16 protein-coding genes are annotated in these 14,693 nt (G+C 69.7%); 2 read left to right on the forward strand and 14 right to left on the reverse strand.

Annotation, left to right across the window (positions count from 1 at the left end; all coding sequences use genetic code 11):
• Window positions 1-131: 131 nt before the first annotated feature.
• Together ACGFI8_RS42750 and ACGFI8_RS42755 are read right to left on the reverse strand one after the other, a co-directional pair.
• The gene (locus ACGFI8_RS42750) at window positions 132-800 is read right to left on the reverse strand and encodes an SDR family NAD(P)-dependent oxidoreductase (RefSeq protein ID WP_392813519.1); all 669 of its coding nucleotides are present in this window, start codon (window positions 798-800) and stop codon (window positions 132-134) included.
• 74 nt (window positions 801-874) lie between these two features.
• The gene (locus tag ACGFI8_RS42755; protein WP_392813520.1) at window positions 875-1,378 is read right to left on the reverse strand and encodes a MarR family winged helix-turn-helix transcriptional regulator; all 504 of its coding nucleotides are present in this window, start codon (window positions 1,376-1,378) and stop codon (window positions 875-877) included.
• Window positions 1,379-1,677: 299 nt separating this feature from the next.
• Here ACGFI8_RS42755 and ACGFI8_RS42760 point away from each other — a divergent pair, with 299 nt between their 5' ends.
• Complete coding sequence (locus ACGFI8_RS42760; protein WP_392813605.1) at window positions 1,678-2,511, forward strand: undecaprenyl-diphosphate phosphatase; 834 nt, start codon at window positions 1,678-1,680, stop codon at window positions 2,509-2,511.
• A 305-nt stretch (window positions 2,512-2,816) separates the two neighbouring features.
• Here the strand turns inward: ACGFI8_RS42760 and ACGFI8_RS42765 are convergent, their stop codons facing one another.
• From ACGFI8_RS42765 to ACGFI8_RS42795, 7 genes are all read right to left on the reverse strand, one after another.
• Window positions 2,817-4,031 carry a hypothetical protein gene (locus ACGFI8_RS42765; protein WP_392813522.1) on the reverse strand — a complete coding sequence of 405 codons (1,215 nt, stop codon included), beginning with the start codon at window positions 4,029-4,031 and terminating at the stop codon, window positions 2,817-2,819.
• Complete coding sequence (locus ACGFI8_RS42770; RefSeq protein ID WP_392813523.1) at window positions 4,028-5,458, reverse strand: protein phosphatase 2C domain-containing protein; 1,431 nt, start codon at window positions 5,456-5,458, stop codon at window positions 4,028-4,030. Before ACGFI8_RS42770 ends, ACGFI8_RS42765 begins: the two co-directional genes overlap by 4 nt.
• Before the next feature lie 17 nt (window positions 5,459-5,475).
• Window positions 5,476-6,255, reverse strand: a complete 780-nt coding sequence (locus ACGFI8_RS42775; protein WP_392813525.1) for a hypothetical protein — start codon at window positions 6,253-6,255, stop codon at window positions 5,476-5,478.
• Window positions 6,245-7,384: a hypothetical protein gene (locus tag ACGFI8_RS42780; protein WP_392813527.1), complete on the reverse strand. Its 1,140-nt coding sequence runs from the start codon at window positions 7,382-7,384 to the stop codon at window positions 6,245-6,247. The genes ACGFI8_RS42775 and ACGFI8_RS42780 overlap by 11 nt, the downstream gene beginning before the upstream one ends.
• Window positions 7,381-7,740 carry a hypothetical protein gene (locus ACGFI8_RS42785; protein WP_392813528.1) on the reverse strand — a complete coding sequence of 120 codons (360 nt, stop codon included), beginning with the start codon at window positions 7,738-7,740 and terminating at the stop codon, window positions 7,381-7,383. The genes ACGFI8_RS42780 and ACGFI8_RS42785 overlap by 4 nt, the downstream gene beginning before the upstream one ends.
• Window positions 7,741-8,089: 349 nt before the next feature.
• A complete protein-coding gene (locus tag ACGFI8_RS42790; protein WP_392813529.1) occupies window positions 8,090-8,368 on the reverse strand; it encodes an RICIN domain-containing protein in 279 nt (92 codons plus the stop codon).
• Between the two features lie 227 nt (window positions 8,369-8,595).
• Entirely contained in the window at window positions 8,596-8,865 is a 270-nt protein-coding gene (locus tag ACGFI8_RS42795; protein ID WP_392813531.1) for a hypothetical protein, read from the reverse strand.
• 219 nt (window positions 8,866-9,084) lie between these two features.
• On the opposite strand from ACGFI8_RS42795, the gene ACGFI8_RS42800 reads away from it, so the two are divergent.
• A complete protein-coding gene (locus ACGFI8_RS42800; protein ID WP_392813533.1) occupies window positions 9,085-9,645 on the forward strand; it encodes a hypothetical protein in 561 nt (186 codons plus the stop codon).
• Between the two features lie 142 nt (window positions 9,646-9,787).
• On the opposite strand, the gene ACGFI8_RS42805 is transcribed toward ACGFI8_RS42800, so the two are convergent.
• The 5 genes from ACGFI8_RS42805 to ACGFI8_RS42825 form a co-directional block, all read right to left on the reverse strand.
• Complete coding sequence (locus tag ACGFI8_RS42805; RefSeq protein WP_392813535.1) at window positions 9,788-10,372, reverse strand: group II intron maturase-specific domain-containing protein; 585 nt, start codon at window positions 10,370-10,372, stop codon at window positions 9,788-9,790.
• Window positions 10,365-10,730, reverse strand: coding sequence for a reverse transcriptase domain-containing protein (locus tag ACGFI8_RS42810; protein ID WP_392813536.1), 366 nt, complete (start codon window positions 10,728-10,730; stop codon window positions 10,365-10,367). The genes ACGFI8_RS42805 and ACGFI8_RS42810 overlap by 8 nt, the downstream gene beginning before the upstream one ends.
• 380 nt (window positions 10,731-11,110) lie before the next feature.
• A complete protein-coding gene (locus ACGFI8_RS42815; RefSeq protein WP_392813537.1) occupies window positions 11,111-11,575 on the reverse strand; it encodes a hypothetical protein in 465 nt (154 codons plus the stop codon).
• A gap of 2 nt (window positions 11,576-11,577) precedes the next feature.
• A complete protein-coding gene (locus ACGFI8_RS42820; protein WP_392813538.1) occupies window positions 11,578-12,816 on the reverse strand; it encodes a molybdopterin-dependent oxidoreductase in 1,239 nt (412 codons plus the stop codon).
• Window positions 12,817-13,623: 807 nt separating this feature from the next.
• A complete protein-coding gene (locus ACGFI8_RS42825) occupies window positions 13,624-14,667 on the reverse strand; it encodes an ABC transporter substrate-binding protein (RefSeq protein ID WP_392813540.1) in 1,044 nt (347 codons plus the stop codon).
• Between the last annotated feature and the right edge of the window lie 26 nt (window positions 14,668-14,693).

Consider the following 14,693-nt stretch of genomic DNA (forward strand, 5'->3'; position numbering starts at 1 on the left):
CCGACACGGCGGCCGGCTCCCGCTCGACGGTGGTCTCCGTCGTCATCTGGCGTCTCTCCCTTGATCAGCAGATCCGCCGTTATTTGTACAGTCCCACCTGCGCCGCGGCACCGTCGGCGCGTCGCGGGCGGTCAGCCGTTGATGACGTGTTCTGGCCGGTCCCGCTGGTTGTGGAGATCCCAGTAGGTGTGGGCGATGTGGTCGGGGTCGGCGTGCGGGATGCCGGGGGCGGGTGGGGTCGCGCCGATGAAGACATTGATGGCCACGGTGGCGGCGTAGACGCCGCGTTCGGCGAGGGTCTGGTGGAGGTTGTGGACCCAGTTGCGCAGTGCGGCCTGGGCGGCATTGGTGGTGGCCAGCATGGGGTACGGGTTGATCGCGCCGCCGCCGGTGGTGAACAGCAGGATGCCCGCCCCGGCCTCGAGCATGGCGGGCAGGACCGCGCGGGCGGCGGTGACGCCGCCGTAGAGCAGCTGCTCGATCTCGGGCCGGAGGGTGTCGATGCCGACCTGGTCCGGGCTGACCCGGGTGAGACCGGCGTACGGGGAGAACTCCAGCACGTCGATCCCGCCGAACCGGGCGGCGGCTTGCTGCAGGGCCGCGGTCAGCGCCGGATGGTCGCTGACGTCGGCGGGGAACCCGGCCGTGGTGATCCCGGCGGCGGTGAGCTCCGCGACGAGACCGTCGAGCTTGCCCGGGTTGCGGCTGATCAGGGCGACCTGGAAGCCGTGGCTACCGAACAGGGTGGCGATGGACCGGCCGAGGCCGGGGCCGGCCCCGACGATGGCGATGGTGGGCATGCTGCAAGGTCCTTCCGGTCGTGCGCGGATCGACGCCCCGGCCTCGGGCCAGGCCGTACAGGAACGGAACTGGTTTAGGGCTGGGTGGTGTCCGTGGCGGCGGTGGCCGGGCCGTCCGGGTCGGTGACGGCGAGGATGCGCTGGGCGATGACGCCCAACTGCCGCTGCTGTGTCTTGGTCAGCGGGTCGAAGATGATCCGGCGGACCTCGGCCACGTGTGCGGGTGCGCTGGCTTCGACCTTGGCCATGCCCTCGTCGGTGAGCACGGCCAGGGTCGAGCGTCCGTCGGCGGGGTCGGGGACGCGCCGTACCCAGCCGCGGTGCTCGAGCCGGGTGATGACGTTGCCGAGCCTGGCCAGGGTGCTGGCGGTGTATCCGGCCAGTACGCGCAACCGCAGCCGGCGCCCGGGTGCCAGCGACAGGGCGGACAGCACCATGTACTCAAACTGGCTCAGGTCCGCGGCGCGGTGCATCTGCGCGTCCAGGGTGGCGGGCACGCGGATCAGCGCATACGCGACCAGATACCAGATCCGCTGCTGCTCCTCGTCGAGCCAGCGCGGCTGGCCAGGGTCGCTCACGCGATCATATTAGCTACAAGATTGTAGTAACGGCAACCGGTCATTACTACAAGGTTGTAGCTAGAGCGGGCGCTGCCGGTGACGTTGCGCCTGCGCCTGAGCCGTGGTGACCGACGTCTGGCGCCTACTGGCGGGGCCGGTACGCTTGCCCGCGTTCCGCCACGGCGAACGGCTGGAACCGGCTCGCCGGGGGCTGGCCGCGGCCTGCCCCGAGGCTGGGACGGGCGGGCGGCGGGTGGGTTCGGCGGCGGCCGTAGCGGCGAGGCACGGTATGACGGAAGGGAAATCCGGTGGATCCGTTGGGTTGGTTCGAGGCGGCCGTGCTGGGGCTGGTGCAGGGGCTGACGGAGTTCCTGCCGATCTCCTCCTCCGCGCACCTGCGGATCGTGTCGGCGCTGGCGGGCTGGTCGGATCCGGGGGCGGCGTTCACCGCGGTGACACAGCTGGGCACGGAGACCGCGGTGCTGCTGTACTTCCGTCGGGACATCGGCCGGATCGTGGCGACGTGGACACGGTCGCTGGTGCGCCCCGAGCTGCGCAAGGACCCTGATGCGCGGCTGGGCTGGTACGTCATCCTCGGCACCGTGCCGATCGCGGTGCTCGGGCTGCTGTTGCAGCACAGCATCGAGACCGTGTTCCGGGATCTGCGCCTGACCGCGGCGATGCTGGTCGGATTCGGGCTCGTTCTGGCCTTCGCCGACCACGCGGCGACGAACCAGAAAACGCTGGCCGAGCTGCGCCCCCGCAGCGCCCTGGTCTTCGGCCTGGCGCAGTCGCTGGCCCTCATCCCGGGAGTGTCGCGGTCCGGCGGCACGATCGCCGCGGGCCTGCTGATGGACTTCCGCCGGGAGGCGGCGGCGCGGTACTCGTTCCTGCTGGCCATCCCGGCCGTGCTGGCCTCCGGACTGCTGGAGCTGACGAAGATCGGCGACGGGGACGCCCCGGCGGCCGGCCCGACCGCGCTGGCGACCGTGATCGCGTTCGCCGTCGGCTACGCCGTCATCGCCTGGCTAATGCGCTACATCACCCACCACCGGTTCACCGTGTTCGTCGTCTACCGGGTGGCCGCGGGACTGCTGCTGTTCGGGCTCATCGCCGCCGACGTGCTCACCCCCACCGCCGGCGCGAACTGAACCGCCCGCCCGCCGGGGCTGGCCCGAGGCGACGCCGTCCGGCCGGGCATCGGCGCACCAGTTGGCACCGGTCCCGGCCAGCATCATCGTGTGGTGGCGATGGGAACTGTGCCGGACGCGAGCGCGGGCCAACGGCAGGATCTCGCGGCGGCCGCGGCGCTGTTCCGTGGCCTGGCCGATCCGACCCGGCTGGCGATCGTGCAGCGCCTGGCCGCGAAGGGCTGCGACGTGGTGACGTTCGACCACGAGCACGTGCCCGCGCCCCATAACCGCGGCAGCTCGGCCGGCGATGACGGTTGCGGCGATCAGGGCTGGGCGCGCCAGCTGTCGTCGACGTCGACGAGCGGGACGAAGGTGATGCCCGGATTGCTCGGCACATCGCCCGACGGGTCGGGCGCCGCCGGGGCCGGGACTGGAGGCGAGACCGGAACCAGAGGCGAGACAGACGTCACGACGGGCGGGTGAACCGGGACTCGATGCGGAGCCAGGGTCGGGAGTAGGGGTGGGGCCGAGACCGGGGGCGGCGCCGGGGTTGGTGGGACGAAGGAATCCTCGTCGGGCGCGCGGCGGGGCCCTGGTACCGGCGGCTGTGGCCGGCCCAGCGCGTCCAGCGCGTCCGCCCATTCCTTCAGGGCGGGACAGTCGCGCAGGCCGCTCGAGCTCCATACACGGTCAAACAGGCTGGCCGCGGACGGGTACAGCGCCGCCAACTCGCGGCGGACCCGGCGGCTCTTGCCAGTGTCGGCGCACAACTCGTCCGGGGCGAACAGGCTCGCATCGGCGACCTGCTCGTGGATCGCGTCCGCGTGCAGGGTCAGCATCTCCGTGAGCAGGATCGCGCCTGCGAACCGGTCACCGGCCGGCTGCCAGCAGCTCTGGCCAGCGGCGTGCGGGTGGCCGTAGCCCCGGGTACCGGCCGACGGGTCGACCGGCTTGTCGAACAGGTGCCCGAAGATCTCCTCGACGTCGATGAACTGCACATCGGGCCCGCGCCCACTCGCGGCGACGATGACGTTCGTGCTGGAGATGTCAGTGTGCGCCAACTCCTTCGACTCCAGCGTGGCCAGCTGGCGGGCCGTGACCTGGGCGATCGCAATCGACTCCGCGCGAGACGGCGCCTCGTTCTCGATGTAGTCCGCCCAGGGCCGGCCCTCGATCCACGGCATGATGATCGCCCAGGCTAGGCCGGGCTCGCCGAGGACGAACGCCTCGGTGTCGCTAACCACCGCGCGGGTGCAGACCCGCAGGCCGGGCAGCAGCCGGGCGATGTTGAGCAGGGCCGCCGTGGTGACGTGCCGGTCGACCGAGTGCCGCTTGTTGAAGACCTTCAGCGCGTGGACGGTGCCGTCATCCTCGGCGCGCAGCTGGTAGACGTCGGCCTTGCCGCCGATGCGGTGGACCGCGGCCGGCTCGAAGCCGCCGAACACCTGGTCGTCGAGGACGAAGGTGTACCGCCGGTTGCGCAGAATGACCGTCCTGTCCAGCCAATCGGCGGGGTCAAACCGTCGGTACCGCATCATGCGAGCACCTCGAACGCGAACTCCGCGCCCCAATCCAGCTCGCCGTCCGGGCCCCGCACACCGAGCCGGGCCACGCACCGCCCGGGCGGCAGCGGGAGCTCGACACCGTCGGTGCCGGCGTCGACCTCCCAGGTCCGGCCGCCGGCCCGTAACCGCAGGACGCTGGGGTCGCCCGGCGGCCAGGTCAGCCGGACGCGGTCACCGTGCTGGGAGACGACGAACGGCAGGCGCGCCGTCGTGAGCTCGGCCGCACTCCCCCACGGCCCCGCGTCCCCCTGGGCGTGCGACCGGGCGCGCACCCACACGGGGCCGTCCAGCGCGGGGGCGGTGAACTCGGTGCGGGTAACCCGGTACGTCAGCGGGTCGTCAAAGGCAGCCGTCGGCGACAGCTCCAGTGTGTACGCCTCCGCGCCGGGCACGGTGTCCCAGGAGATCGTGTAGCCGGCACCGGCCGGACCCCGCCAGCGCAGTCGGCCGGGCGGTGGGACGCCGGCGGTCGCCTCCACCGGGACGGGCTCGCCGCGGTCGAGCCGGGATGAATGTCCACTGTGGACCGCGCTGCGGCCGGCCTGGTGCGTAACGGACGGGTCCGGCATCGCGCTGCGGGCGACGGCGATGTCCAGCAGCGACATGTCGTCGCTGTCGGGGCGCTGCGCGGCGGCGGCGAGCACCTCGTCAAGGGCGCGGTCGCCGAGGTCGATGACGGCGTCGAGGTCGGCGGCGACCCCGTCGGAGCACAGCACGACCCGCTCGACGTCGCCCAGACGCCAGCGGCGGCACTCCACCTCGCCGCGGGGGCCGAGGCGGCTTGACCAGCGATCGGCGGTACTGCCGGAGAAGTCTCGCCGCCGCCCGCCGGCGCCCAGCACCACGAGGCGCACGTCGCCGAGCCAGGCCAGCGTGACAATGCGGTCGCGCCGGAAGTCGATCGTCCCGCAGCCAAACATCGCCTCGCTGCCGTACTCCCGCCGATGCTCGAGCAACTCGCGCACGTACCCGGCCGCGCCGTCCGGGATCGGGTGCCCGGCAACCTGGGGTCCGTACTCCTCGGCCAGCTGCACCAGGTGCCGCTGCACCGCGGCGGCGAACGCCGCCTCGGAGCGCAGCGGGGGCTGCTGCTCGTGCATGAACGGGACGAGGCGGGTGGCCAGGAACCGCGCAGCGAGGTCGCCCAGGAACGAGGAGCTGACGCCGTCGGTGACCGCGAAGGAGAGCCGGTTCTTGCCGTACAGCACCGCCACGTAGTCTTGCGACGGCTCTCCGCGGCCGGCGCTGTCGGGCGAGCGGTCGAGCATGCCGCGCACGACGGCGCCGCCCGCTCCCCAGCGCCGGACGGGCTCCCGGCGCAGGGGGTCGAACTCGACCGGCGACGGCCGCTTCGCCGACCGCCAGAACGGCCACCAACTGCGCTGGTTTCGACGTGCCATGCTCGCCTCCAGATCGGCTACGCGATCGGCGTCATGCCCGACATGGTGAACGCCGCCTTGAGCATCTCCGGCGTCTCACCCGGGAACACCATGCGCGCGCCCGGCCGGATGGCGTAGCCGCGCTCGTGGAACAGCCGCAGGTAGGAGTCCGGAATCACCGAGGACATCTCGTACAGCCGCCGGGAGCCGCTGCTAAGGAGGTCGTCGGGCGAGGTGACGCCGGGCCAGGCCAGCACGTCGCGCACCGGGTCCACCAGCGCGAACTCGTTGAAGAAGATGTTCTCCACCAGCACCGGGCCGTCGGCGAACGTCATCTGCCGGATCCGCTCGGCGATGGGCGCGGGGTCGTCGCCGCTGAAGTCGCCGTCCGTCAGGTGGCAGACCAGCGGGGCTGGACAGTCGCGCAGTGCGGTCCGCTCCGAGATGAGCAGTTGCTCCGCCTTCAGGAACGCCTTCGCCGCGTCGGTGGTGCTCTCCGGCTTCATCGCCGGCACGCCGATACGCACCAGGTCGGTGATCGGGCAGGCGCCGCCGAAAACGTCGTGGACCCGGTCGTTGTACGCGTACGCGGCGACGCGGTACCGCGCCGCAGGCACGCTGCCCTTCATCGACCGCTGCAGCATCTCCTTGATGACCGCGGCTAGCGCGCGGGTGACCAGATCCGTCTTGGTCACCCCGCGGAGTCGCTCGGGCGCGGACGGCCCGAGGTCGACCTTCTCGGCCATGGAGCCGCTCATGTCGAGCAGGTAGATGATCAGCGCGGGCGTCTTGCGCGTCGCGGGCTGCTCATACGGCACGGCCCCGCTCCTCCCATGCGGTCGTCGGCAGGTTGTACGTGACGGGCACCCCGGTGCGCCCGCGCAGCCACTCGGCCAGCTGCCGGAACGCGCCGGAGAGCTCCTCCTCGGTCGGCGGGCCGAAGCGCATCAGCACGATCTGGGCCGGGTCCGCGGCCGCCACGGCTTCGCGCCAGGCACCGACCTGATCCAGCCAGTCCACCGGCTCCGGCGCCCCCCGGCCGAGGATCCGGTAGTGCCGCTCGGCCTCGCGCAGCAGTTGGGCCAGCCCGGCGGCAGGGCCGTCCCGGAACCGGTCCAGCGGGTGCGGCGGGGCGTCGGCGCCGGGCGACGGCCGGTCGGCGCGGTAGGCGGCGTTGGCGAACAGCGGCCGCTTGGCGACGCTGGGACCGATCTGGCGGGGCGAGTGGACCTCCGGCAGCACGACGTAGTCGGGCGGGTATCTGCGCCGCAGCACGTCGACGACGAGGTCACCGACGTCCTGCAGGCTCAGGTACTCGCCGAGATTCGCCGCGCCGGAGGCCAGCGCCGTAAGCAGGCCCTCGGCGAACATCGTGAACGGCCGGCCGGTCGGGGCGAGCGCCGGCTCCTCCTTGGATGTGGCGATGAGCATGGCGGTGCCCCGCTCGCCCAGGGCCGGCAGCGTGATGGTGCTCGCGAGCCGGCCGACCGCGTCGACGGACTGGAACTCCGCGACGGCGTGGCCGGCGAAGCAGCAGTCCAGCAGCACGTACACCGCGCCGTGGAACGACTCCTTGACGACCCGGGCGAGCGTGCTGGCGCGCAGGCCGGTGACGTCGCTGTGCACGTCGTCGGTCGAGCGCAGCGTCAGAAAATAGTCCTTGCGGCCGATGAAGCCGCCGTGCCCGACGTAGTAGATGATCAGATCGGTGGCGTCGGCGTGCTTGCGCAGCAGGTCCGCGAGCCGGTAGACGTGGTCGCCGACGGAGTCGTCGGCGTCGAAGAGGCTCTCCACCACGTATGCGCCGGGGCCGTGCCGCTCGCCGCCGAGGAAGTTCGCCAGGGCCGTCGCCGAGTTGCGGAACGCGACGTTGTCCTTGTTCCGCTGCCGCATGCGCGGGAACTCGCTCGCGCCGAGGACGACGACCAGCAGGCGGCGTGCGGTCATCGGCGCGCGCGCATCGCCTCGACCGTGCGCGCCACGTCGATGTTCGCCGCCGCGTCGCCGGTGGCCACGACCCGGGCCCCGTCGGCGGTCTCGATGACGACCCGGCTGCCGCGCTTGGCGATGTAGGCGTGAATGGCCCGCACCACGGCCACGGCGGCCGGGGTGCCGAGGACGAGCACGAGCGTGGCGCCGAAGTCCTGAGTGTCGGTCCGGTGGCGTTCCACGCTGGAGCCGACCTCCTCGCCAGCCCGGTCGGCAGCGTCGACGACCATCTCCTGTAGCTCAGCCGCGGCCTGGTTCGCCTCGGCCAGGGTCAGCCCGTCGAACTTGATTCGGATACGTTCGTCGCTGGTCAAGTGGCGTTCCCGTCATTGATCGTAACATCGGGTGCGCTCAATCTTGCCGGTTGTTTGTCCCCGTGCAATCGGCCGAGTCAACGACCGGTCAGCCGCCGCTTCGGCCGCCCGGCATCCCCCGGATTGCGACCGATTCCGCGTATGGCATGCGAACGATTCCGCGAGGTGGCCAGGGTGAGGCAAATCGCCGGTAGGGCAATGGCACGGGCACCAGTGAGTCGCCTTGCCGGTCCCAGTCCGACGCCGGGTCCAGCGGCAGGGCACATGCACGGCCGCATCGGCGGCGACGATGTGGTGCGGGCCGGCGTTGAGCGTTTCGGCGTCGCAGTCGCGGTGGGCCCCGTTGGGACTACTCGAGCGGCACGCGGACTATCAGCCAGTGCTGCCAGGGTTGCCAGTGCGTCGACCACAGGATCGGCTGCGTCGGGTCTGCGACCGAACCGTCGGGCTCGACCGCGGGTACCTTTGTGTCCGTTCTCGCGTCGAAGGCGTGCGCCGACTGTTTCGCCTCGACGAGGAAGGCAACGCGGTCGTCGGTGGCCAGCCGCCACCGCTGATTGCCGCGTCCTCGATCGGTCTCCAGCCGGACCGAGTTCCGATCTCCGGCGGGGTCGTCCGTGGTGAGCACCTTACCGCCGTGCTCACTAACGATCCTGACGGTTCCGCCGCAGGCGCGCTGGATCCGACGGGGCGACCCTGATCCCGAGCGTGAGCAGTTCGCCATGCACCCTCCGATACCTGCAGCTGCCGTTCTCCCTCGCCAGGCGCAACACCAGCGCCCGGATCGGGCGCAGCGTGCGGGGTCGACCGCGCCGCCGGGGCCGCGATACTGCGGCGTGGCGGCGGGCGATCAGGTCACGGTGCCACTTGAGAACCGTGTCGGGCCGGACCAGCAGCCGCAGGCGCCGCAGGGTCGGCCTCGGCAGCGGGTGCAGCAGCGCGGCCAGCCACGCCCGATCGGACTGGCTCGAACCGGACCTGCTGCCCGTCGAGTTGGCGCTGCAGCACCGCGAGCTGGTGGCGCAACGACAGAATCTCGATGTCGTTGTCGCGGTCGCCGCCAGGCAGCAGGCGCAGCAACGTAAACGCGTTCGTGATGCCCAGGTACGCCAGTCGCAGCAGCATGAGGCGGCAACATCGCGCAGTCATCGGTGACGACGAGTACGGGCGACGCCCTCGACCAGACCAAGGTCGGGCCTAGACATCAAGAGGGCTCGGCGACCTGCACGGATGCCATTCCCGGCAGGTACAGGTTGATGTCAATCGCCGGATAGATCCGTTGATATGAAATCCGAGCTTCCTTCACGATGCTTCAAGTTGCGGGAATCTGGAATGATGCTGGGCATGCTGCTGAAGCTGTTGCTCACCACGGCGGGAGTGCTGCTTGGGGCCATCCTAGGGATGGTGCTTAATTGGATAAAGCCGCCGCCATGGCTTCGGAAATGGCACCTCTGGTCGATGGTGGCCGTGTTACTGGTCGCAGCGTGCGTAGTGGCAGTATGGAGCGAAGTCCACGATGCGAACAAGGAAGCGGGCATCTCATCAGCAAGCTCCAGCGTCCCATGTCCCAACCGGAAGACCGACGCAATACTTCAACTGTTCCCCGCGGAGGCCCGCCAAGGGCAGCGAGTGGTTGTTCACGGCGATGGCTACCCTCCCGATACGGCAATTGCGATCTCCTTGTACGGAAAAAAGCCGAACCCCACAGGAAAGTTGGACGACCTCCCGACAGTGCGGGCTGACGCCTGCGGTAAGTTCGACCAGCCGTGGACGGTCCCTGAATCTCTCGTGGCGGGCGGCTACACTGCCGTCGAGATTAGCGCCTCTACTCCCGCAATCCCTCCCAATGCAGATTCACTCTGCTGCAATGCAGCAGCAACCCTCACCATCGCCTCGCCCAACTAGCCTGGGCTCTTCATTGAGGCTGCCCACATGGTGGGTCGATAAGGAACGGGTGCCTTGTCGGGTGGCCGGAGGGAGTTTCACCCTCCGGCTCCCACAGATCCCGGCGTGGACCTCTCGGCTCACCGGGCTCTTGTCACCCTGGTCACCAGGCGGTCGTGAACGAGGTGTTCCATGCCCAGTGCGCGAACAGGCCCCGCCGCCGTGCGACGGTCCTCTTCCAGTACTGGCGGGCCTTCTTCTTGCTCCGCAACCGTTTGAGCTTGCGACGGAGGAACCGCATCAGGTAGGCGTTGATGCGCTCCAGCAGCGGGTGCAGTTTGGAGCGGTAGAACGCTCCGTAGTACTGCATCCAACCTCGCACGATCGGGTTGATCCACCGTGCGAGGTCGTCGAGCGTCAGGGTCGTCTTGTAGTGCAGCTTCCACGATCGCACCGTTGTGTTCATCTTCTTCTGGGCCGCGTCGCTGCGCGCTGGCAGGAACCCACTGAAGGTCTGGCCTCGCCGATTACGTGCTCCTCGTTGCCGAAACGTGAAGCCCAGGAACGAAAACGATGTCTGCCCGTACGAGCCTCGCCGGTTGCTGTCCTGGCAGTAGACGATCCGGTTTTGTCCGGGTGCAGCCGCAGGCCCACCTGCTGCATGCGCTCCGCGATCGCGTCCCGCACCTGGATAGCGCGGGCCTCGCTGCGAACTCGACGTCCGGAAACGTCCGTACCAGCTACGCATCCAACGCGTAGTGCAGGAGCAGGTTCGCCAGCGCCGGTGACACCGCTGAACCCTGCGGGGTACCCCGCTCGCGGTGGATCACGGTTCCGTCCGCGGTGACCATCGGCGCGCCAGCCAGCGTTTCACATACACGATGATCCACGGCTGGTCGGTGTTGGCCTCCACGGCTTTGACCATGAGATCCCACGGGACGCTGTCGAAGAAACTTGGCGATGTCCATGTCCACCACCCAGTCCATCCGCCAGCAACGTTCCTTGGTCCGCGCGACCGCTTGCAGCGCCGACCGGCCGGGACGGTAGCCGTAGAAGTCCCGATGGAAGATCTCCCCCATCCGGGTTTCCAGCCTCGCCGCGACCACGGTTGCGCCACCGGCCCCACCGAAGGCACCCCTAGCGTTCTGGTGCCCCGACGCTGGGGATGCAGGTTACTCGGACTCGACCGAAACTCACCGTCACCGCCGACGGCAGCGGCGTGGTCGCCCACGCCGGGACCCGGCTGCTGGCCGACCTCGCCGACGCCACGGGTCTGGCACAGGCGGGCCCTGGCCGGCACCGGCGAACCGTACCTGGCCGCACTGCGCGCCGCTCGAGCCCACGCGCGAGAGCTGGCCTGGGCACAAGCCACCGAGACCGGCCGTCCAGTCCGGGTAGCTGCCAGCAGGCCTGGTAGCAGGCTGGCGGCAGGCCGACGACCTTCGAAGGCGATCTGGAACGCGTTCAATGAAGCCTTTCCTACGCACTATCCGCCTCCGGCCGGGCGGGTCCGGCGTACTGACAGGGCGAAGGCGAGGGCTGCCCCGCCATACAGCACGGCGGTGATCGCTAACCAGCGGCCGAGGTAGACGTCTTGTGACAGCGCGGTGGCGGCTTCGAAGCCGGGCACCATCCTGAAGATCAGCGGGAACCACACCAGCAGCAGTAGGCCGGACAGCACTGTCGGTACGCGCAGGTAGTTGATCCACGGGATAGTGCGCAGATCGGCGGCGCGGCGGTGCAGCACCGACCGGGCCGATCGGTCGGCGACCGCGTACAGCGGGAACAGGATCAGGTCGTGCGCGATCGCCGCGCCGACCAGCCACACGGCCACGCCGATAGGTTGGACCGCGAACAGTCGCACGGCCGCGTAGCCGGCCACCGCGAATGCGCAGATGAGGGTGAGCAGGTGCAACGGGTTCGCGCCGTACCAGTGGATGAAGCGGGCCATGCTCACATCCGGAAGGTCAGTGCGCCCACCCACTTGGTGTTGTTCACACCGGGGTTGGCCGCCACGATCACACGAGCGGGATGGCCGTGGTCGAGCGAGAGGTCCGCGCCGTTGACCCGCAGGGCGAGCAGCGACCGTGGGTCGCGGATCTGGTTGTCGCGCAGGACGGCGGACCGGAAGGACCCGGTCCGCTGCACGGATTCGACCAGGACGTTCGCCGCGCCGGGCAGCCCGGCGAGGTCGGCCAGGTCGGCCAGGCGCACCCCGCTCCAGTGCTGATCCTCGGTGGACCACCCTTCGACGCAGGCGATCGGCAGTGCGGCGGCGTGCTGCGGCAGCTTGAGCAGCTGCTCCCGGGTCAGGGTGAGCTCACGGTCGCCATTCCGCACGATCAGCCGCCACGCATCGCCGACGTCGGTCGCCGTGATGCCGACGGACGAGGCCGTCTTGTTGATTTGAAAGCCGTTGGGTCCGCCGCCGGGGTTGCGGTTGCGGGGGGCCAGCAGGGCCGTGTACCGCGCCCAGCCGCCAAGGCTCTGCCCGACCGTCAGCACGAGTAACAGCAGGGAACCGGCGCCGACCATCCCCACCGCGCCGCGCCGCGAGATCGTCGGCGCGGCCGGTGCGGGTGACACGAGGCCGTCAGGGTCGGCGGGCTCGGGACGGGTGTGCGCAAGGTCGGTGCGTAGCTCGTCGCGGAGTCGGCGCGAGCGCAGGGCCCGCGTCATCCGACCGAGTTTCAGGGCGACGTGGGCGGCGAACGCGGCGAAGAAGACCCAGGCGCCGTAGAAGTGCAGGCTGTAGAAGGAGCCGGGGAAGACGTAGAACAGCTGGATGTTGAGCAGGCCCGTGACGAACTCGAAGATCGCCCCGCCGACCAGTAGCAGCAGCGACAGCCGTTCCAGGGCCTGTGCGGGGCTGCGCACGGGCGGCCAGTCGAACAGCTTCGGGATGACCGACCACAGCTTGGCCAGCAGCACCGGAATGAGCACGACGCCGAGCGTGACGTGCAGGCCTTGGGTGAGCCGGTACAGCCAGGCCGGGTGCGTCGGCCAGTCGAACAGGTAGAAGCCCAGCAGCCCTTTGTCCGGGGTGGTGTCGTTGCCCAGGTCGGGGTTGTAGGCGGCGTAGGACAACAGGCCCGTCACGAACAGCGTTGTGACCCCGGTCAGCAGCACCAGGCCGAACACCGACGTCAGCCAGGGACCGCGGATCGGGCTGCGCCAGAATTCGCGACGCAACGGTCCCGGCGGCCCAGCCGGCTGGCGGCCTGGTGACGCTGCGCCCGGACTCGCCTGATCGTCCGCCACTCCACCGTTGCCTCTCGTACACGTGCCATCCAGACCCTGCCAACTACCCGCCCGTCCATGTGGCAAACCTGAACCTGGACCGGCAGGCGGCCGGGCCGGCCGGTGACGTGTGGGCTCGTCTGTTCCTAGGCGTGCACCTCGAAGATCGGTTCCAGGATCAGCTTGACGGCCATCTGTGCTACCCGGTCCCGCAAGCGTCGGGATCCCCAACGCCCGGACCTTGCCGTTGCGTTTCGGGATCGTCGTCTGCCGCACCGGCAGTGGGATCGGAGGCTCGGTCTTGGTCACTACCAGGACGGTGGCTCGCGGCGCGCGAGCAGCAACACGAAATGGATTATCGGGAGTCCGGTCGTCCTTCCCGCGTCGCCCGCAGGAACCGAACTCCCGAACACTGTGCCGAGACTTCGACCCTGTCCGTAGGGCGCGCATGTCACCTACCGGGTCGAAGGTCTCGCCCACCCCGAGCCTCGCCCCCGGGATCCGGCCGCCGGGAACCAGAAGGCACAGTTTGTTGATCTCGTGTGCCCACGCTCTCCACATGGCGTTGCTGACCAGCACCTTCGCCCCCATCAGACGGGCTCACATGCCCACGAACTGCGGAACGCGGGCGCTACGCCGAGGCGCGCTCGGGCCTGCCTCGGCCCGTTCGCCATAACTGAGCGGCAACCGGCATTTGCCGCGCCGGCCGTGACGTGACATCACGGCCGGCGCGGGTCATCCGTGCCGACTGGACGTCGGTCAGGCCTTGGGCACCTTGGTCACGAACTCGGTCGTGTACCCCTTGGCGACGTCGATCTGGGCCTTGTTGCTCGCGACATCCGGGTTACCGGCGGCGAGGACCTCAACGACGTTGCGGGCGCCGTCGGCGTCGATCACACCGTCCGTGGTGAACCCGGCCTTGGTCTCCTTGATCGACGCGACGTACAACTGCTGGTTGCCGCCGGCGTAGTCGGCCGGCATCTTGGCGGCGATGTCCTCCGCGGAGTGGCTGGCGATGTACTGCAGCGTCTTGACGAACGCGTTGGCCAGCTTCTGGGACTCCCGCGGGTGGGCCTTCACCCACTCGCAGGGCATGTACAGCGAGCTTGCCGGGTAGAGCCCGCCGAGCGCCTGCTTCGTACTGTCCACCGTGGACAGATCGACCAGCGTGGTCGCGGTCTTCTTGTCCAGCAGGGTGGTCGACGTGGGCGGCGTCGTGATGCCGGCGGTGATACCGCCATTCTCGATCGAGGCGATGAACGTGGAGCCCGCGCCGGCCGCGACCCCGGTGAACTCGCTCTCCTTGACGCCGGCCTTCGCCATCAGGGAGTTGATCAGGGCGTTCGTGGAGGAGCCCTTGCTGGTGAACCCGACCTTCTTGCCCTTCAGGTCCGCCATCGTTTTTACCGTCGACGCCTCTTTCGACGACAGCATGACCTTCTCCAGCGGCGTGTTGGCGAACTGCACGACGCTCTGGACGCACTTGCCCTTGAGCTGCAGGGTGTAGGCGTGGTCCATGAACCCGACCACCCCCTCGAGGTGCCCGGCGAGCATCTCGTTCTCCTGGTTGACGCCGTTCTGCTCGTCGGAGAGCTCGACCTCCAGCCCCTCGGCCTTGAAGTAGTCCAGCCTCTCGGTGAGCATGGCTGGCATGTAGATCACCTTGTTGATGCCGCCGACGCCGATCCGGACCTTCGACAGCGGACCTTCGGTGTTCGGGGCGGCCGGCGGCTGGGCCGTGCTACAGGCCGCGAGACCGGTCACGACGCCGACGGCGAGCAACGCCTTCAGGACGCTTCGCATGTATGCCTTCTCCTTGGGGGTGTCGG

Origin of the sequence: Dactylosporangium sp. NPDC048998 (assembly GCF_043197855.1) — a bacterium.
GTDB lineage: Bacteria > Actinomycetota > Actinomycetes > Mycobacteriales > Micromonosporaceae > Dactylosporangium.